General features: G+C 65.7%; 18 protein-coding genes. 9 read left to right on the top strand and 9 right to left on the bottom strand.

Translation table 11 applies throughout. From position 1 onward, the window contains the following. Positions 1-18: 18 nt before the first annotated feature. Genes D2T30_RS14965 through D2T30_RS14975 form a run of 3 tightly spaced genes read left to right on the top strand, consistent with a single transcriptional unit; the run spans position 19 to position 2826 of the window. Positions 19-987 (top strand): TRAP transporter substrate-binding protein, encoded by a 969-nt coding sequence (locus tag D2T30_RS14965; RefSeq protein WP_164884315.1) that lies wholly within the window; start codon positions 19-21, stop codon positions 985-987. A gap of 57 nt (positions 988-1044) precedes the next feature. Next, positions 1045-1548: a TRAP transporter small permease gene (locus D2T30_RS14970; protein ID WP_164884316.1), complete on the top strand. Its 504-nt coding sequence runs from the start codon at positions 1045-1047 to the stop codon at positions 1546-1548. Between the two features lie 9 nt (positions 1549-1557). Further along, positions 1558-2826, top strand: coding sequence for a TRAP transporter large permease (locus D2T30_RS14975; RefSeq protein ID WP_128209539.1), 1269 nt, complete (start codon positions 1558-1560; stop codon positions 2824-2826). Between the two features lie 50 nt (positions 2827-2876). Here D2T30_RS14975 and D2T30_RS14980 read toward each other — a convergent pair whose 3' ends face one another. Further along, positions 2877-3467 carry a hypothetical protein gene (locus tag D2T30_RS14980; protein WP_128209540.1) on the bottom strand — a complete coding sequence of 197 codons (591 nt, stop codon included), beginning with the start codon at positions 3465-3467 and terminating at the stop codon, positions 2877-2879. Positions 3468-4272: 805 nt separating this feature from the next. Between D2T30_RS14980 and D2T30_RS14985 the strand changes: the two genes are divergently transcribed. The 3 genes from D2T30_RS14985 to ku (D2T30_RS14995) all read left to right on the top strand — a co-directional run bounded on the left by D2T30_RS14985 (position 4273) and on the right by ku (D2T30_RS14995) (position 7317). Next, positions 4273-5172 (top strand): DUF72 domain-containing protein, encoded by a 900-nt coding sequence (locus D2T30_RS14985; RefSeq protein ID WP_128209541.1) that lies wholly within the window; start codon positions 4273-4275, stop codon positions 5170-5172. 153 nt (positions 5173-5325) lie between these two features. Further along, complete coding sequence (locus D2T30_RS14990) at positions 5326-6471, top strand: sensor histidine kinase (protein ID WP_206612978.1); 1146 nt, start codon at positions 5326-5328, stop codon at positions 6469-6471. Positions 6472-6519: 48 nt separating this feature from the next. Continuing rightward, positions 6520-7317 (top strand): non-homologous end joining protein Ku, encoded by a 798-nt coding sequence (ku, locus tag D2T30_RS14995; RefSeq protein ID WP_128209543.1) that lies wholly within the window; start codon positions 6520-6522, stop codon positions 7315-7317. Positions 7318-7622: 305 nt separating this feature from the next. On the opposite strand, the gene ligD is transcribed toward ku (D2T30_RS14995), so the two are convergent. Both ligD and ku (D2T30_RS15005) read right to left on the bottom strand, forming a co-directional pair. After that, positions 7623-10178 carry a DNA ligase D gene (gene ligD, locus D2T30_RS15000; protein ID WP_128209544.1) on the bottom strand — a complete coding sequence of 852 codons (2556 nt, stop codon included), beginning with the start codon at positions 10176-10178 and terminating at the stop codon, positions 7623-7625. Between the two features lie 2 nt (positions 10179-10180). Further along, on the bottom strand, positions 10181-11011 hold the full coding sequence (gene ku, locus D2T30_RS15005; protein ID WP_128209545.1) for a non-homologous end joining protein Ku: 831 nt from the start codon (positions 11009-11011) through the stop codon (positions 10181-10183). Positions 11012-11166: 155 nt separating this feature from the next. On the opposite strand from ku (D2T30_RS15005), the gene D2T30_RS15010 reads away from it, so the two are divergent. Next, a complete protein-coding gene (locus D2T30_RS15010; RefSeq protein WP_128209546.1) occupies positions 11167-11406 on the top strand; it encodes a hypothetical protein in 240 nt (79 codons plus the stop codon). A gap of 82 nt (positions 11407-11488) precedes the next feature. Then, a complete protein-coding gene (locus tag D2T30_RS15015; protein WP_128209547.1) occupies positions 11489-12346 on the top strand; it encodes an SDR family oxidoreductase in 858 nt (285 codons plus the stop codon). A 173-nt stretch (positions 12347-12519) separates the two neighbouring features. On the opposite strand, the gene hutC is transcribed toward D2T30_RS15015, so the two are convergent. The 5 genes from hutC to D2T30_RS15040 form a co-directional block, all read right to left on the bottom strand. Beyond that, positions 12520-13251, bottom strand: a complete 732-nt coding sequence (gene hutC, locus D2T30_RS15020; RefSeq protein ID WP_128209548.1) for a histidine utilization repressor — start codon at positions 13249-13251, stop codon at positions 12520-12522. Between the two features lie 4 nt (positions 13252-13255). After that, the gene (locus D2T30_RS15025; protein WP_128209549.1) at positions 13256-14053 is read right to left on the bottom strand and encodes an amino acid ABC transporter ATP-binding protein; all 798 of its coding nucleotides are present in this window, start codon (positions 14051-14053) and stop codon (positions 13256-13258) included. After that, complete coding sequence (locus D2T30_RS15030; protein WP_128209550.1) at positions 14050-14718, bottom strand: amino acid ABC transporter permease; 669 nt, start codon at positions 14716-14718, stop codon at positions 14050-14052. The genes D2T30_RS15025 and D2T30_RS15030 overlap by 4 nt, the downstream gene beginning before the upstream one ends. Then, entirely contained in the window at positions 14715-15365 is a 651-nt protein-coding gene (locus D2T30_RS15035) for an amino acid ABC transporter permease (RefSeq protein WP_128209551.1), read from the bottom strand. Before D2T30_RS15035 ends, D2T30_RS15030 begins: the two co-directional genes overlap by 4 nt. Before the next feature lie 61 nt (positions 15366-15426). Then, a complete protein-coding gene (locus D2T30_RS15040) occupies positions 15427-16251 on the bottom strand; it encodes a transporter substrate-binding domain-containing protein (protein WP_128187304.1) in 825 nt (274 codons plus the stop codon). Between the two features lie 273 nt (positions 16252-16524). Here D2T30_RS15040 and D2T30_RS15045 point away from each other — a divergent pair, with 273 nt between their 5' ends. Next, positions 16525-17433 carry a LysR substrate-binding domain-containing protein gene (locus tag D2T30_RS15045; protein ID WP_128209552.1) on the top strand — a complete coding sequence of 303 codons (909 nt, stop codon included), beginning with the start codon at positions 16525-16527 and terminating at the stop codon, positions 17431-17433. 43 nt (positions 17434-17476) lie between these two features. Here D2T30_RS15045 and hutU read toward each other — a convergent pair whose 3' ends face one another. Beyond that, positions 17477-19147, bottom strand: coding sequence for a urocanate hydratase (hutU, locus tag D2T30_RS15050; protein WP_128209553.1), 1671 nt, complete (start codon positions 19145-19147; stop codon positions 17477-17479). Positions 19148-19169: the final 22 nt, after the last annotated feature.

Here is a 19169-nt window from a genome sequence, read left to right on the forward strand (position 1 = left end):
GGATGGGAGGAGGAAACCATGAAATACGGAACACTGGGGATGATCGCGGCGGCGATCTCGCTGAGCGCGGCGCAGGCCATGGCGGTCGAACTGACCGCGGCGCATGTCAACCCGCCGGGAGAGCCGTCCAACATCGCCTTTCAGGAACTGGCGAAGCGGCTGAACGCGGGGGAGACCGGCATCACCTTGCAGGTTTTCCCGCAAGGGCAGATCGGCGGCGAGACGGACGCGCTTGAACAGGTCCGCTTCGGCGCGCTGTCGATGACGACCGTGGCCAATGCCTCGCTGTCCTCTTTCGCGCCGTCGGCGGGCGTCTATGACCTGCCCTACCTGTTCCGCGATGGCGACACCCATCCGTGGATCGTCGTGGACGGCGAGATCGGCAAGGATATCGAAGCCAGGATCGAGGCCGAAACCGGGATGGAGGTCCTTGGCTGGTGGAGCGGCGGCCTGCGCCATGTCTTCACCCGCAACAGCCCCGTCACCACGCCCGCGGACATGTCCGGCCGCAAGCTGCGGGTGATCGGCAGTCAGGTCTATCTGGACAGCTTCAACGCCATGGGCGCGCTGGCCACCGCCATGCCCTACGGCGAGGTCTACACATCGCTGGCGACGGGCGCCATCGACGGGGCGGAAAACGACACCTCGGGCTACAGGAACGTGAAGTTCTACGAACAGGCGCCGAACCTCAGCCTGACGGGGCACTTCTTCTTGTTCAAGCCGGTTCTGGCCAACCGCCGCGAGATGGATCGCCTGTCGCCCGAACAGCGCGCGGAATTCGACCGGATCTTCGCCGAGGTGACCGCCATGCAGCGCGACCTGTTCCGCAGCAATTTCGAAAGCGACATCGAATGGCTGAAGGCGAACGGCGTCAATGTGGTCGAGGTCGACCGCACGGCCTTTGCCGAAAAGGTCCAGCCCGTCGTCGAAAAGCTGTCCGCCACCTTCGGGGCCGATCTGGTCCAGCGGATCCGCGATGCGCAGTAACCCGATCCCTTCCCGGTCAATCGCAGAGGCCGGTTTCTCCGGCCAAGTGAGGTCATGATGCGGCGTTCCATTGTCACGCTGGAAAACTGGGCCGTCCGGCTCGAAGGGGCGATCCTGTTCGTCACCCTCTTTTCCCTGATCGTCCTTCTGGTGCTGCAGGTGCTGTTCCGGTTCGTGCTGCAGGCCCCGCTCGCCTTCACCGAAGAGGCGGGGCGGGTCTTCTTTGCCTGGCTCGTCTTCGTCGGTGCGGCACGGGCCCTGTATGTCTCTCAGCATTTCATGGTGGATATTCTTTACAATCACGTCCCGGCGACGCTGCAAAGGATCTTCGGCTATGTGTCCGACGCGGCCTCGCTGGGGCTTGCGGTGATCTTCGCCTATGCGGGCTTTCGCATGATCGGGCACGGCGGCCAGATCCTTCCGGTGCTGGGTGTCCCGGCATGGGTGCAGAACCTGGCGCTTCCTGTCGGGATGTCGCTGCTCGCCTTTCACGCGCTCTGCTTCATCCTGCGCCGCGAACATGTCGGCGACGGCGCGAAGCATGATTTCGAAGAAGAATAGGAACCGAAAATGATCAGCTGGATCTTGTTGGCAATCTTCGTCCTCATCGTCATCCGGGCGCCGATCTTCGTGGCGCTCGGCGCGCCGGCCATGGCCTATCTCTGGCTGCGGGGCATCCCGATCGAACTTGCGCCCCAACGCATGTTGGGGACGGTGAACGAATCCATCCTGCTTGCCGTGCCGATGTTCCTGCTCGCCGGGGCGCTGATGAACCGCTACGGGGCGACGGCGCGGATCTTCGATTTCGCGCAGGCGGTGATCGGCCATGTGCGGGGCGGGCTGGGGTATGTGACGGTGCTGGCCTCGATGGTGTTCTCGGCCATGTCGGGATCCGCGGCGGCGGATGCGGTCGGCGTGGGCAAGATGACCGTCGCCGCGATGCGCAAGCGCGGCTACGACCCGAATTTCGCCGCGGCCGTGACGCTCAGCTCGGCGACGCTGGCGCCGGTCATCCCGCCCTCCATCATCATGATCATCTACGGCGCGACGGCGAATGTCTCCATCGGCAAGATGTTTCTGGGTGGCGTGTTTCCCGGCCTGCTCATGGCCGCGTCGCTGATGGCGATGGTCGGCTGGCTCAGCGCAAGGCGCGGTTACGGCCGGGGCGAGCCCTTTGCCTGGAGCCGGGTGTTCAGGACCTTCTGGCGCGCCGGGCTGGTGATGCTGACGCCCGTTCTGGTGATCGGCGGCATCTTCTCGGGCGTCCTGACGCCGACCGAGGCCAGCGCGATCGCCGTCGTCTACGTGATCTTTCTGGGCATCGTCTATCGCAAGCTCAATTTCGGAGAGTTCTATCGCAACCTGATCCAGACCGGCACGGCGGTGGGGGCGCTGATGATGGTCGTGGCGGTCTCGGGTCTGGACGCCTGGGTGATCGCGCGCGAACAGGTGCCGGTGATGCTGGCCCAGAACGTGTCCGAGGTGGTGTCGAGCCCGACCCTCGTCTTCATCGCGATCCTGCTGGTGGTGCTGGTCCTGGGTCTGTTCATGGACGCCACCCCGGTGATCCTGATGCTGGTTCCCGCGACGACGCCACTGGTGACCGCCTTCGGCATCGACCCGCTGCATCTGGGCGTGCTGTTCTGCATCGTCTGCGTGCTGGGTCTGATCACGCCGCCTGTCGGGGTTGCGCTATATGGCGTGGCGCTGGTGTCGCGATTGCCGATGGAACGGATCTTCGTCGCCTCGCTGCCCTTCTTCATCATGCTTCTGGTGCTGGTCGCGGTGATGGTGGCTTTCCCGCCGATCATCACCTGGCTGCCGGGCAAATGGGGATAGGGATCTGATCGGGAGGCCGGATACCGGCCTTCCGACTTCATCGGGTGCGGTCATTGCAGGAAATCATAGCTCCGCAGGATCCAGCTCACCTGATAAGCGATGGCGATCACGACAAGCGCCAGTTGAAAACGTTTGTTCGCAATGAACATCGCGCTGACCGACAGCAGGACGAAAGCTGCCTGACGGACAAGATATTCGACGCCAAGAGCCCGGAAATAATCGCTGCCCTTGATCAGCGTGTCGCCGACATCCATCACGAACAGGATCGCGAGAAGACCGAAAAACCATCGCTTGCGAGATTCGAAATAATCCTCGAATCCCTTGTAGTCGTTCATCTGATCCGGAAACAGCAACGCCGTCAGCGCCGCGAAGATCATCGTGTAGACGACCAGAAAGAGATAGATGGGGAAGGTCCATTCGCGGATGCGCGAAAGATGGAACTCATACCACCAGAAATGCACGATCGAGATGAGCAGGAAGATGACCCAGCCCAGATGAACCGCATATATCCTGTTGCTTCCCGGGTGCTGGACGAACCGCGTCAGACCATTGACGAGCCGCGCCAGACTGAGGCCGAGAACCATGCCGATGATGATGCGGATATGCGCGAAATCTTCGGGATGCGGGACGGGTGTATCCATGTTCGCGGATCGTCTTTCCTGTGTTCAGCTATCCTTCGAGGCCGTCATGGACGCCGCCTCCGCCGCAACCGAACCGCCCCGGATTTTCCACGGGCGGTCCGTATCAGGGTATGCGACCATCGCCGGGGCGTCCAGCGGGGGTGAGAGGGCGGTTCCCGGCGGGTCGTGCTGGAATAGGAACGGGGTCATGGATCGCTGTGCGGCAATTCCGGTCTTCGCGGGCATTCCATCCCGGGCGCGTCGAAATCCTCCGCACGTGTGGACCGCGCCTCTGCCGAGGCACAGTCGCGGATCGTGTTGCCAGATATCGAACGGGGTCGGACCCCTGCCCCGTCCCGCCAAGACCTCCATCTGCTCTCCGCTGGACTGAGCCGGGTCGAGGCGTTCCAGCCGATGGTCCTGTTTTCCTTGCGATGAAATCTCGGGTCGCCGCATCCATCCGCGGCCTTAGCCAATCGGACCTGTGCCCGGAGCGACAGCGTTCGGCCGAGGCTGTGTCAAAACGCGCCTTTATGACAGTGACGTAGAACGAAATTCCCTCGTGAGCCAACCTTGGGCCATATACGCGCGTCGATGTGGAGATAGGTACCACTGTGGAGAACCGCATTCTCCGCTGCGACGCAGAATCCGGGTTTCGACAAAACTCGGTCCGGACGCATCGGCAAAGTTCCGCCGGTTCTGATGCAAGGCTGGGAACCGACCCAGGGGTTGCCGGATTGATCGATACCGTGCGCCCGCACGGATTTCAGGAGCGGTTGCAGATGAACCCGACCCCGCCGAGTTTCGCGATACGCAGGGGGCAAGAATGACCTCGAGCCGCGGGGACATACGCATCGGCGTATCGGGCTGGACCTATCCGCCCTGGCGCGGCCACTTCTATCCGAAAGGGCTGGTGCAGAGGCGCGAGTTGGCCTTTGCCGCATCGCGCTTCCCGACGCTTGAGATCAACGGGACGTTCTACGGGCTCCAGCGCCCCGAAAGCTACAGCCGATGGGCGGAGGCGGTGCCCGGAGATTTCGTCTTCGCGGTCAAGGGCTCGCGCTTCATTACCCACACGAAACGCCTGCGCGATGTCGAAACCCCGCTGGCGAATTTCCTGGCCTCGGGCCTGCTCTGCCTCGGGCCGAAACTCGGGCCTCTGCTGTGGCAATTCCCGCCGAGCTTCAGCTTCGACGCCGGGCTGATGCGCGATTTTCTGGATCTGCTGCCGCAGGACACGCAGGCCGCCGCGCGCCTCGCGCAGCGCCACGACGGGCAGGTCGAGGGCAGGTCCGCGACCCAGACCGATGCGAAGCGCCCCCTGCGTCATGCGGTCGAGATCCGCCACGAAAGCTTCCGCACCCCGGCCTTCATCGACATGCTGCGCGACCACAACGTCGCGCTGGTCTGCGCCGATACGGTGAAATGGCCGCGGCTGATGGATCTGACCTCGGATTTCGTCTACTGCCGCCTGCACGGCCAGACCGAGCTTTACCGTTCGCAATACAGCGACGACGATCTGACCCGATGGGCCGGGCGCGTGCGGGCATGGACCGCGGGCAAGCCGATGCGCGACGGCGATTTCGCCGGCGATCCGGGGCGCGACATGCCCCGCGACGTGTTCCTGTTCTTCGACAACACCGACAAGCTCCACGCCCCCGACAATGCGCGCCACCTGATGGACATGCTGAATGTCCGCTGGGACCGGGCGGAAACGGCCGCATGAGCCCGGATCCGCACGACCGCGCCTGTTGCTGCCGCAAGGGATGGTCTTCGTCTCGTCCCGTCTATGGGCCCGTCGATGGGGATGAAACAGTTGACGCTTACCGCGTCCCACCTACAATCCGGCCATGATGTTCCATCGGGGAGGCGGTCCATCTTGAAATACCCTCTGTTCCTGTCGGGCGGCGGACGGTCCGCGGATGCGATCATGGCGCGGGACTGGTCCGAGACGCCTCTCGGACCGATGGATGACTGGCCACAATCGCTCAGGATCGCGCTTGGCATGATGCTCGCCTCGCACTTTCCCAAGGCGATCGTCTGGGGCGAGGCGCTGACAACGTTCCACAACGACGCCTTCCTGCCGATCATCGGCGAAAAGCCCGATGCGATCGGCCGGGGGTTCGACGAGGTCTGGTCCGAGATCTGGCCCGACCTCGAACCGATGATCCAGCGCGCCTATGCCGGCGAGGCCACGTTCATCGAGAACTTCCCCCTGACGATCCGCCGCCACGACTATCCCGAGGAAGCCTATTTCACCTTCTGCTACAGCCCGATCCGCGACGAGACCGGCAAGGTCGCCGGCATGATGGACACGGTGATCGAAACGACGCAGACCGTCCTGTCGCAACGTCAGCTTGGCGTGGTGAACGGCGAACTGGCCCACCGGATGCGCAACATGCTGACGATGGTGACGGTGATCTCGAACATGTCCCTGCGTCATGCCCGCACCCTCGAGGAAGGGCGCGCGGCGCTGTCGCAGCGGCTGGCGGCCCTTGGGCGGGCGCAATCGCTGCTGCTTGCGGAAAAGGGCTCCGCGATGGATGTGGCCGATCTGGTCGAACATGCCTTCGCGCCGCATGCCTGCCTGCGCGACCGGCTGATCCTTTCGGGGGGTGAATGCCCGTTGCCGTCGAAACAGGGGCTGTCGCTTTCGCTGGCGCTGAATGAACTGATCACCAATTCGATCAAATACGGCGCGCTGTCCGGCGCGGGCGCGGTGCGGATCGACTGGACCCAGACCGGGCCGGACGATCCTTTCCGCTTCATCTGGACGGAAACCGGGGTCGAGAATGCGCATGAACCCGAACGCCGGGGCTTCGGGACAAGAGTGCTCATGGAATTCGTTCCGGCGAACTTTCTGGGCGAGGCGCGGCGGGAATTCGGCGGGGATCGCTTCGTCTACGAACTCATCGCGCCGCTGGCCGTCGTCCGGTCGGCGCCTGCCCCCGGCGCGCGAGGCGACGGCATGACGGCCGACCCTCAGGCCGGGAACGAAACCGCCCGGCCCGCGTTCCCGTCCTGATGATCGGGGGCCGCCGGCCCTTTGCATTGCGAGGAACGGAGCGGACGGATGGCACCGAAATCCTTCTGGAAAGGTTATCTCAAGCTTTCCCTCGTGACCTGCGCCATCTCGATGCAAAGGGCGGTGTCCGAGAATGCCGGGATCCGCTTTCACACGCTGAACGGCCAGACCGGCAACCGTGTCGTCAGCCGCTATGTCGATGCCGTCACGGGCAAGCCTGTGGGCGAGGAAGATCAGGTCAGGGGCTATCCGCGCGGCGAGGATGATTACGTCATGCTCGAAGACGACGAGATCGACTCCGTCGCGCTGGAAAGCAGCCGCACGATCGACATCGCGACCTTCGTGCCCGCCGATACGATCGAATGGATCTGGTATGACCAGCCCCATTACCTGTCGCCCGACGATCCGGTGGGTCAAGAGGCCTTCTGCGTGATCCGCGACGCGATGGCCGCAACCGGAACGGTGGGAATTTCGCGGCTGGTTCTGTATCGGCGCGAGCGGGCGGTGATGCTGGAACCGCGCGGCAAAGGCATCGTGCTCTGGACCCTGCGCTATGGCGACGAGGTGCGCGACCCGGCTTCCTGCTTCGACGGGCTGACGGAAGACAAGCCCGAAGCGCCGCTGATGAAGCTGGTGAAGACGCTGATCAAGGCGCGCACCCAGCCCTGGGATCCGGCGATGGTCCACGATCCGGTGCAGGACCGCCTGCAGGAAATTATCACCGCCAAGAAGAAGGGCCGCAAGCGCCCAGCCAAGGCCAGCCCGCAGGAGGACAAGCCCGGCAATGTGGTCAACATCCTCGACGCCCTGCGCCGCAGTATCGACCGCGACGGCAACGATACCTGAGGGCGCATTTGATCCCACCCGGGTCCTCCTTCTTCCCGTCGTTTTTCCATAAATATCCCGGGGGTGAGGCTGAAAGCCGAGGGGGCAGCGCCCCCGTGCGCCCCCGCCGCGCGCATAGGCGGTTATGATTCTGTGAACCTGCTCCAAAAGCGCTTTGAAACCCGCGTCCGGGGCGTGTGGAGAGCGGAAGAAAGGGGGCCAGCCCCCTCGCCCGTTCCGGGCTCACCCCCGGGATATTTATGGAAAAACGACGGGAAGAAGGTTTGGCAGGACGGTTCCGGAAACCGCCTCCCGGTTTTCGGGCTTCAGACCTTCAGTGGCGCCGCGGCGGCGCGGAAATCGGCCCAGGGGTCGTCGTCCAGTGCGGCAAGGCGGGCGGGCGTATTCCCGATGGTGAAATGTCGCGGCCCGATGTCGGGACCAAGTTCGGACCAGCCGAGCGGCATCGAGACCGCGGCGCCCGGCCGCGCCCGCGGCGAATACGGGGCGACCGCCGTCATCCCGCGCTGGTTGCGCAGATAGTCGATGAGGATACGACCACGGCGCTTGGCCTTGGTGATCGTCGCCACATAAAGCGCCGGGCTGTCGGCGGCCATCGCGACGGCCATCGCCTTGGTGAAGGCCTTGAGCGCCGGCCAGTCGGCCTCCGGTTTCAGCGGCGCCACGACATGCAGCCCCTTGCCGCCCGAGGTCTTGACGAAGGGTTCGAGCCCGGCCTGTTGCAGCCTCTCGCGTACTTCCCGCGCGGCGGTGATCACCGCCTCCCATGCGACGCCCTCGCCGGGGTCGAGGTCCATCACCAGCGTGTCCGGATGCTCCCAGTCGGCCAGCGTCGCGCCCCAGGGATGGATTTCCAGCACCGCCGCCTGCACCAGCCCGATCAGCCCGTCCAGATCGTTGATCGATACAAGCGGCGCCTCGCCGGGTTTCGCCGGATCCGGGACCAGGGTGATGGCCGGGTTCAGCCCCTTCCAGGCGTGTTTCTGAAAGAAGGTCTGGCCCGCGATCCCGTCCGGCCCGCGCAACAGCGCCAGCGGCCGGCCGGTGATGTGGGGCGCGATCCGGCGCCAGACGTCGGTGTAGTAGTCGGCCAGCCCTTCCTTGGTCACGCCCTCGTCGGGCCAGTAGAGCCGATCGGGATGGGTGAGCTTCACCCGCCGCCGCTGCGGCCGGGGCGCGGGGTCCGAGGTGGGCGTCTCGCGGATGATCTCGGCCGCCGGCTTGTCCTCGCGCAGGCCGCGGAACGAGGCATGACGCAACTGTCCATCCGCCGTCCAGGCGCGGAATTCGACCTCGGCCACCAGTTCGGGGCGGACGAAATGCACCTGCCGGGCCTGATCCGCGGTCAGCGGCTGGTCGAAGGGGCTTTGCGCCACTTCCAGCGGCGCGAGGCGGGCATGAAGGTCGCGCGCGACAGCGGCGGTGAAGCCCGTGCCCACGCGCCCGACATGGCGCAGCCCGCCGCCCTTTTCATGCACGCCGAGGATGAGCGAGCCGATCGCGTCGGGCATCGTGCCCGACGGCATGTAGCCCGCCACGACGAATTCCTGCCGCGCCGAGCATTTGGACTTCACCCAGTCCCGCGTGCGGCCCGAGCGGTAGGGCGCGTCGCGCAGCTTGGAGATCACGCCCTCAAGGCTCAGCCGGCAGGCGTGGCGCAGGACCAGCGCGCCGTTCTCGTCGAAATGGCGGCTGTAGCGGAGGGGACCCGTCTCCGCGCCCAGCAGGGTTTCCAGCGCCGCCTTGCGCCGGATCAGCGGCAGCGGGCGCAGATCGCGGCCATCGAGATGCAGCAGATCGAAGGCGTAGAAGGTGAAACGATCCAGCCGCCCGGCGGCAAGATCGGCCTGCAAGGCCGGGAAATCCGACGCGCCGGAGCCTGTCTCGACCACCAGTTCGCCGTCGATCAGCGCGGTCTTGGCGGGCAGGTCGCGCAGTGCCGCCACGACCGCCGTGCCGAACCTGTCCGTCCAGTCGAGCCCGCTGCGGGTCAGCAGCTTCACCTCTCCCTCCGCGATCCGCGCCTGCAGGCGGTAGCCGTCGAACTTGATCTCATGCAGCCATCGCGCGCCCGAGGGTGGTGTGGCGCGCAGGGTGGCCAGTTCGGGCGCGACGAAATCTGGCAGGTCGCCGGGGGGCGCATCCCCGATCCCGGCGGGCGCCGGTGGATCGCCCGAAGATGAGGCCGTCGTTTCAGGCGCGCGGGCCGCCTTGGACGCGCCGCGGCCTTCGGATCGGGACGCGGCGGTGCCGCCTTTGGCTGTCTTGCGTGCCGCCGGCTTTTCCCCTTCTGCCTCGGCCGCGACCTCCTCGATCAGGCGGCCGGTCTTCACCGATTCCGGGCGCTCGACAAGAATGTCCGGCGCCCCCTCGGGGCGGGCCGCCGCATCGTCGGCCTTGATCAGCAGCCAGTTCTCGCGCGTTTCGCCACGCTTGCCGCGCATCCGGACCAGATGCCAGCGCCCGGTCAGCTTGTCGCCGTGCAGCTCGAATTCCAGATGGCCCTTGGCATAGCCCTGTTCCGCATCCCCGACCGGGGTCCAGGTGCCGCGATCCCAGACGATCACCGTGCCACCGCCGTAAGAGCCCTTGGGGATCGTCCCCTCGAAATCGCCATAGGACAGCGGATGATCCTCCACCTGCACGGCCAGCCGCTTTTCGCCGGCGACGAGGCTTGGCCCCTTGGTGACCGCCCAACTGCGCAAGACCCCGTCCATTTCAAGCCGCAGGTCGTAGTGCAGCCGCCGCGCCGCGTGTTTCTGGATGACGAAGCTGTGGCCGGCCTTGCGCGCCTTGCGGCCCTTCGGTTCCGGGGTCGCGGCGAAGTCGCGCTTCTTGCGGTAGGTGTCGAGTGTCGCCATGGCTATCGCGCCTTTCGCTGCGCGGGGGCGGCCTTGCCGCCCGTCTTGCCGGTCTTGCGCCCCCCACCCGCGCTTTTGCGCAACGCGGTCATCAGATCGACCACCTTGCCTTGTTCAGCCGCCTTGCGCTTGGGGATCCGGCGGCCTTCGGCCTTGGCCTTCACCACCTCGGCCAGCGCCGCCTCATAACGGTCGTCGAACGTCGCCGGATCGAAGGTTCCGGATTTGGTGGCGATGATATGTTCCGCGAGATCAAGCATTTCGCCGGTGATCTTGATGTCGGGAATGTCCGCGAAGGCCTCGGCGGCGGGCAGGACCTCATAGTCGAAATTCAGCGTGGTGGCGATCAACCCCGCCCCATGCGGGCGGATCAGCACATTGCGCACCCGCCGGAACAGCACCGTCCTCGCCAGCGCCGCGACCTTCGTCGCGCGCATCCCCTCGCGGATGAGCGCATAGGCCTCGCGGGCGTCGCGGTCGGCGGGCGCGAGGTAATAGGGGCGGTCGAAATAGGTGTCGTCGATCTCGCCGCAGGGGATGAAGGCCGATACTGCCAGTGTCCTGTCGCTTTCCGGGACGGCGGCGGCAACCTCTTCGGGGTCGAGGGCGACATAATCGCCCGCGCCGACCTCATAGCCCTTGACCTGATCCTCGCGATCCACCGGGGCGCCCGTCTCGCTGTCAAGGAACTCCCGCCGCACGCGGTTTCCGGTGGCCCGGTTCAGGGTGTTGAACGCGATCCTGTCCGAGGTCGATGCCGCGGTATAAAGCCCGACCGCGCAGGACAGCTCCGCAACCTTGAGAAAGCCCTTCCAGTTTGCCCGCGGCGCCATGGCACGCCCTCCACGATGGTTGCTGCCAAACCGATCCCGCGCCGGTTTTGTTCCCTTGGGGACCGGCCTTCACGCGATCCGCCGGGCGGAAGACGGAACCTGCGCCGGGCATCCGCGTTAACATATCCTCAATACGAGCGTTTCAGGAGAGCCAGATGACCCTATCACGCTACCTTCCCCTGCTCGTTGCATTCGGCTTCGGCTATGCGTTCCATGCGATGTCGAGGCCGGTCGAAGCGGTGCCCCGCCCCCGTCCCGCGGGCGACAAGGAGGCATCCCGCCACATCCGTGAAGCCGGGCCGGAGGGGATGACGGATCCACCGCCGGACTGGGGCCTTGTCGACGAGCAGGCCGACGAATCCTTTCCCGCCAGCGATCCGCCGTCGAACTACTGAACATCCGCCCGGCATCCCCTGCTATGGAACCGCTCCGGCGGCGGGTTGCCTGACGGCCCATACCCGACGAAAGGCCAGACAGATGACCGACTATCCCAAGCCCCCGTTCCCCGAACAACACCAGTCGCTGCCCGGCAGTTTCATGAAGATGCAGCCCCGCCCCGATCACGGCGAGACGAGCTGGAAGGGCGCCGGCCGGCTGCAAGGCAAGGTCGCGCTGATCACCGGCGGCGACAGCGGCATCGGTCGCGCCGTCGCCATCGCCTATGCCCGCGAGGGCGCCGATCTGGCGCTGTCATGGCTCGATGAAACCGAGGACGCCGCCAGCACCGCCGATCTGGTGCGCGAGGCCGGGCGGGACTGCCTGTCGATCCCCGGCGATATCTCGGACCCCGGCCATTGCCGCGAGATCGTCAAGGCGGTGGTCGAGTGTTTTGGCCGCATCGACATTCTGGTCAACAACGCCGCGCATCAGGCGCTGTTCGACAGTATCGAAGATATTCCGGACGAGGAATGGCGCCATACCTTTGCCGTCAATATCGACGCGATGTTCTATCTGACCAAGGCGGCGGTGCCGCATATGCCCGAGGGCGGCGCGATCATCAACACCGCCTCGATCAATGCCGATACGCCCAACCCCAAGCTGCTGGCCTATGCCACGACCAAGGGCGCGATCCAGAACTTCACCACCGGCCTCGCGCAGATGCTGGCCGGGCGCGGTATCAGGGTCAATGCGGTGGCGCCGGGGCCGGTCTGGACGCCGCTGATCCCCGCCAGCATGTCGCCCGAACAGGTGGCGGAATTCGGGGCGAAATATCCGATGAAGCGCCCGGCGCAGCCGGTCGAGCTGGCCTCGGCCTATGTCATGCTGGCCGAACCGATGTCGAGCTACGTTTCGGGCGCAACCATCGCCGTGACCGGCGGCAAGCCGATGATGTGAGACGGGTGCGGCCGCCTTTGAGCGAGCGGGGTCAAGATCGAGGTCCGGCTGCGTGGAGAGGGTGGCAGGGGGCCAGCCCCCTCGCCCGTTCCGGGCTCACCCCCGGGATATTTATGGAAACACGAAAGGGAGAAGAGAGGAGAAGGTTCGCCCGGCGTCTTTGACAGGCGCGCCTATTCCTGTGTGGCGCGGGGTTTGAAGCGCGCCTGAAGCACGAAGCCCGAGGCCGGATAGGTGAACCGGACATGGGTCACGAGCATCCCGAGCTTCCACGTGCGGCGCTCGATGATCAGGCAGGCCGCGCCGTTGGCGATCCGTAGGTCGGCGGCGTGGGCGGCGTCCGCGTTCCCGGCGCTGATGCGGTGTTCCGCCTCGGACCAGGGAACATGCTCGATCAGCCACGGGCTGGGGGAGATGCGCGCGAATTCCTCGGTCCGGGCTTCGGGGACGACGACGGGGTTGATGATCCGTTCCTCGAGGCAGAAGGGGATCTCGTCCGCTAGATGCATGCAGCGCAGCGCCACGACCCGGTGACGCGCGCCAAGCCCGGCGCCCTTGCGTTCGGCGGTGGTGACGGCCCTTTCGGACCGCTCCAGCAGGTCGTAGCGATAGCTCTTGCCCTGCGCCAGAACCTCATCCCGCACGTCATGGATTTCGAGGATCGCGTTTTGCGACCTTTGCGGCAGGACCACGCTGCCGATCTTGCGTTTGCGCAGGATCAGGCCCGCGCGGGCAAGTTCGGTCACCGCCTTGCTGACCGTCATCCGCGAACAACCGTATTGCCGGCCGAGTTCCAGCTCGGACGGGATGCGGTGACCCGGCGGCCATGCGCCCGACAGGATCTTGTCCTCGATCCCGGAGCGGATCGCCTCGTGCAGGGAACCTTTGGTTTCGCTCTCGGACATCGCCTCAGGCCAGCATGGACGCACCGCGGTCGATATAGGTATCGAGGAATTGTTCAAGCCGTTGCGGACGCGGCTTGCGGAAGACCTCCTCCGGCGGGCCGGAAAACAGGAGCCGCCCCTGATCGAGGAAGTTGATCTGGGTGCCGACGCTGGCGGCAAAGCCGATCTCATGCGTGACCACCACCATCGTCATGCCCTCGGCGGCAAGGGTGCGCATCACGGTCAGCACCTCGCCCGTCAGTTCGGGGTCGAGCGCGCTGGTCGGTTCGTCGAACAGCATGATCTTCGGTTCCAGCGCCAGCGCGCGGGCGATGGCCACCCGCTGCTGCTGACCGCCCGAAAGCTGCGAGGGATAGTGATGCGCCCGTTCGGCCAGCCCGACCTTGGTCAGCTGCGCCATCGCGCGGGCCTCGGCCTCGGCCTTGGGCAGCTTGCGCACCACCTTCAGCGCGGCCGAGACATTGCCGAGCGCTGTCATATGCGGCCAGAGGTTGAACTGCTGGAACACCATGCCGATATTCGCCCGCACCGCGCGGGTCTGGGCGCGGGACTGGCGCGCGCGATAGCCGCTGTCCTGCTCGCTGAAGCCAAGCGGCTGGCCCTCGATCAGGATCCTGCCGCTGGTGGTTTCCTCCAGAAAGGCGATGCAGCGCAGCAGGGTGGATTTGCCCGATCCCGAAGGTCCGATCAGGCACGACACCTGCCCCGCCGGAATGTCGAGGCTGATGTCGTGCAGCACCTCGGTCTGGCCGAAGCTTTTCGAGACGTTGACAACCGAGATGGCGGGGGTGGGTCTGGTCATTTCAAGGCCAATCTGTAGCGCGAGAAATACCGCTCGGCGAGGCGGCCGAGCGTTCCCGCGAGTTCCACAAGCGCCCAGTAGACAAGGGCGAGCACGACGAGCGATTCAAGGAAGGCATATTGCTGCGAGCCGATCGCCTGCACCGTCAGGGTCATCTCGGGCACGGTGATCAGCGACAGGAGCGCGGTTTCCTTCAGCAGGATGATCGCCATGTTGACCGAAGGCGGCAGCACGATCAGCGCCATTTCCGGCAGGAGGATGCGCAGGACCGTCTGGCCGCGCGAAAAGCCGAGGCAATCGGCGGCCTCGACATGGCCCGGGGGGACCGACTGGTAACCGGCGCGGAAGATCTCGGCGTAATAGGCGGCGCCGTAGACCGACAGGCCCAGCAAGCCCGCCGGGATCGGGTCCAGCGTGATACCGATATAGGGCCCGCCGAAGTAAAGCAGGAAGATCTGCACGAGGAAGGGCGTGCCGCGCAGCACCTCGACCGGGATGGCCAGCACCGCGCCGATCAGCGGGCCGCCGTAATGGCGCGCCGTGGCGATGACGAAGCCGAGCGCGGCGGCAAGGAACGTCCCCGCGATCCAGATCAGAACGGTGACCCCCAGACCCGACAGGATCTGCGGCCCCTTGGCCAGAATGACGCCGATATCGAAATTCATCTTGCGGCCTGTCCCATTCCGGGCAGCCGGCGTTCGGCATATCTGCCGATCGCGGCCACGACCTGATTGATGACAAGGTAGATCAGCCCGGCGGAGGCGAATATCTCGACCGGCATGAAGGTGCTGGCCGAAAGGTTCTGCGCCATGCGCGTCAGTTCGATCACGCCGACGACCGAGACCAGCGAAGACGCCTTGAGGATCAGGATCGCCTCGTTCACCAGCGCGGGAAACGTCAGGCGCAGCGCGATGGGGATGCGGATGCGCAGGAAGGTCTGCGCCGGCGAAAAGCCCGCCATATCGGCGGATTCGATCAGCCCCTTCGGCACGGCGTCAAAGCCGCCGCGCAGGTTCTCGGCCTGATAGGCGGCGGTGCAGAGCGACAGGCCGATGATCGCGGTGGCGAAGCCCGACAGGCTGATGCCAAGCGCGGGCAGCAGGTTGAACAGCAGCAGAAGCTGCACCAGAAGCGGCACGCCGCGGAAAAAGCTGATGAACAGCGCGGTGAAGCCGTGCAGCACGCGCAGATGCGACAGCCGCGCCGCCGACAGCAGGATCGCCACGCCGAGCCCGACGAGGATCGAAATCGTGCTGATCAGGATCGTCATGCCCGAGGCCTGAACGAGAAGGCTGAAGAGTTGCCAGGTCATTCCCTACCTTGCAGGCTGAAATGGGTGTTGGCGGGGCGGGCGCGGGCCCGCCCCCCGGATATCAGATGCTCGGATCGGTCACGGCATCGGGCGTCTCGAAGGTCACGCCGAACCATTTCATCTGCAGCGCGTCCAGACGGCCGTCGCCCTTCATCTTCATCAGGGCTTCGTCGATCGCATCCATCAGCGAGGCGTGATCGGCGTCCTTCAGGCCGGGATAGCCGAAATAGGTCTTTTCGCCAAAGGGCGGCTCGACCACGGCAAAGACATTCGGGCGCTGCTGCGCGACATAGGCGATGTTCGGGAAGGAATTCGCCACGCCGACGATCCGCCCCGCCGCGAGATCGGCATAGGCTTCGTTGTTCGAGGTGTATTCGCGCACGTCGACCGGGCTCGGCAGGGTTGCCGAAAACGCCTTCAACTGATCGAGCTGCGAGGAGGAATGGCCCGCGCCCACGGCCTTGCCGGCGATGTCCTCGGGCTTGGTGATCTCGGTGTCCTTGGCGCTTTTCAGGATGGCGACGGTCGATTCCGCGATCGGAGTGGTGAAGCGGTATTTCTCGAGCCGCGCCGCGGTGATCGTCGCGGGGCCGGCCACCATGTCGAAATGGCCCGCCTCCAGACCCGGCAGGACGCCCGCCCAGTCGAGGGTGATCCATTCGATCTTCACGCCGAGTTCCTTGCCGATCTCGTCGAAGACATCCACGTTCAGCCCGGCATGGGTGCCGGCGTCGATGAAGTCGAAGGGGGCAAAGGCGGTTTCGGTCCCGACCTTGAGAACACCGGCCGCCTTGGCACGGGCAAGCGCGTCCTGGGCCTGCGCCGAAAGCGTGGCCCCGAACAGCATCGCTGCCGCCGCAAGGCCGGTGAGAAGTTTGCTGTGCATGGAAGTCCTCTCGTAAGCTGATCACCCCGGCGGGCGATTCCCTGTTGCTGGTTATTCTCGTCCGGGCCTGTGATCCCGTTTTATGACTATACAAAAGTCGAAGGTTCGGCGGGCACTGTCAACAGCGGGGCGGGCCCGATCCCGCGCTCCCGGCGTTTCCGGCGCCCTGTGCGGCAGTTGTGCTGATCCTTTACGCAAAGTGCAAACGCAACCGGCCGAACTTGCCCTAGCCCCGGTGCCGGGGCAAGCTTGGCCGAGGTCGATGAGGTTCCGATGCCGCAGATTCCCCCGCTGAAAGCCCTTCGGGCCTTCGATGCTCTCGGTCGTGCCGGCAGCGTCGCTCTGGCGGCGGCCGAGCTGGGCGTGACACCGGGCGCGATCAGCCAGCAGGTCACGCGGCTGGGGGAGCTTCTGGCCGTGCAGCTTGTCGCCCGCAGCGGCCGGGGTCTTGTCCTGACGGAGCTGGGCCGCCTGTATCACGCCGAGATCCGCCGCGGCTTCGCCGCGCTGGAGGGTGCGCAGGACGTGCTCGACCGGGCGCGCGAGGATGCCGCGATCCGGCTGTCCTGTCTGACCAGCGTGCTGATGAAATGGATCGGGCCGCGGATTTTCGACTGGCAGAGCCAGCATCCGGGCGCGCGGCTCAGCCTGACAGGCAGCGATATCGAGCCCGACCTGATCCGCGGCGAGGCGGATTTCCGCATCTATTACGGCGGGCGGATCCATCCGGCGCATCACGCGGTGCTGTTCACCGATCATGTCGTGCCCGCCTGCGCGCCCGATCTGATCGCCGGGCATTCGCTGCGGGATCCTGCGGATGTGCTGGCCTTTCCGCTGGTCAGCATCGTCTGGAACCGCCGCTTCGCCCCCGGCCCGGAATGGTCCGTCTGGGCGGAGCGGATCGGGGCCAGCGCCCCCGAAAGCGCGCTGAGCTACAGCCTGTCCGGCAGCGCCATCGACGCGGCGGTGGCGGGGCGGGGCTTCGTTCTGGCCCAGATCTCCTTCATCGCCGAGGAATTGCGCAGCGGCCGGCTGGTCGTGCCGTTCGACATCCGCCTGCCCCTGTCCGAACCCTATTACCTCGCCTGGACCGAGGCGGCGCTGGCGAAACCCGACGCCCGCGCGTTGCACCGCTGGCTGCTGGCCACGGGACGGGCGCAGGGGATCATCTCTGCCGGATGATCCGGCAGAGATGCGCGGGGGACAGATGGCTCCGCCCCATGTTTCAGCCGAGGATGCCGGGCAGGTTCAGTCCGTGTTCCTTGGCGCAGTCGATGGCGATCTGGTAGCCCGCATCGGCATGGCGCATGACGCCGGTCGCCGGATCGTTCCACAGGACACGGGCAAGGCGCTTGTCGGCCTCTTCGCTGCCGTCGCAGCAGATGACCATGCCCGCATGCTGGCTGAATCCCATGCCGACCCCGCCGCCGTGGTGCAAAGACACCCATGTCGCGCCCGAGGCGGTGTTCAGCAGCGCATTCAGTAGCGGCCAGTCCGACACCGCATCCGACCCGTCGCGCATCGATTCCGTTTCCCGGTTGGGGCTGGCGACGGAACCGGAATCGAGGTGATCGCGCCCGATGACGATCGGGGCCTTCAGCTCGCCGTTGCGGACCATCTCGTTGAAGGCGAGCCCCAGCCGGTGCCGGTCGCCCAAGCCCACCCAGCAGATCCGCGCGGGCAGGCCCTGAAACTCGATCCGTTCCCGCGCCATGTCCAGCCAGTTGTGCAGATGCGCGTTGTCGGGCAGCAGTTCCTTGACCTTGGCGTCGGTCTTGTAGATGTCCTCGGGGTCGCCCGACAGCGCCGCCCAACGGAACGGCCCGATGCCCCGGCAGAACAGCGGCCGGATGCAGGCCGGCACGAAACCGGGGAAGGCGAAGGCGCGTTCGAGCCCCTCTTCCAGCGCCATCTGCCGGATGTTGTTGCCATAGTCGATGGTCGGCACGCCCGCGTCGTGAAAGCCGACCATCGCCTCGACATGGTTGCGCATCGAGGCGCGGGCCGCGCGGTTCACCACATCCGGCTCCGTCTCCTGCCGCGCGCGCCATTCGGCGACGGTCCAGCCCTGCGGCAGGTAGCCATGCACCGGGTCGTGCGCCGAGGTCTGGTCGGTGACGATATCCGGCCGGATGCCGCGTTTCAGGATTTCAGGGAAGATGTCGGCGGCATTGCCCACCAGACCCACCGACTTCGCCTCGCCCGCCGCGGTCCAGCGCTGGATCTTTTCCAGCGCCTCGTCGAGGCTGTGGGCCTTTTCGTCCACGTAGCGGGTGCGCAGACGGAAATCGATCCGCGTCTCGTCGCATTCGACGGCAAGGCAGCAGGCCCCGGCCATCACGGCGGCAAGGGGCTGCGCGCCGCCCATGCCGCCAAGCCCGCCGGTCAGCACCCACCTGCCCTTCAGATCGCCGTCGTAATGCTGCCGCCCGGCCTCGACAAAGGTTTCATAGGTGCCCTGCACGATCCCCTGCGCGCCGATGTAGATCCAGGACCCGGCGGTCATCTGGCCGTACATCATCAGCCCTTTGCGATCGAGTTCGTTGAAATGTTCCCACGTCGCCCAATGCGGCACGAGGTTGGAATTGGCGATCAGCACGCGGGGCGCGTTCTCATGCGTCCTGAACACACCGACGGGCTTGCCCGATTGCACCAGCAGGGTCTCGTCGGCCTCGAGGTTCTTCAGCGTCTCGACGATCAGGTCGAAATCCTTCCACGTCCGTGCCGCGCGCCCGATGCCGCCATAGACGACCAGCTCATGCGGACGTTCCGCCACGTCGGGATGCAGGTTGTTCATCAGCATCCTGAGCGGCGCCTCGGTCAGCCAGGACTTGGCGGTCAGTTCCGGCCCGGTGGGGGGGAAGATGTCGCGGGTGTTGTGGCGGGGATTGGTCATGGTCTCTCCCATTGGTCAGGCC

This window comes from Paenirhodobacter populi (assembly GCF_004022215.1).
GTDB lineage: Bacteria > Pseudomonadota > Alphaproteobacteria > Rhodobacterales > Rhodobacteraceae > Rhodobacter > Rhodobacter populi.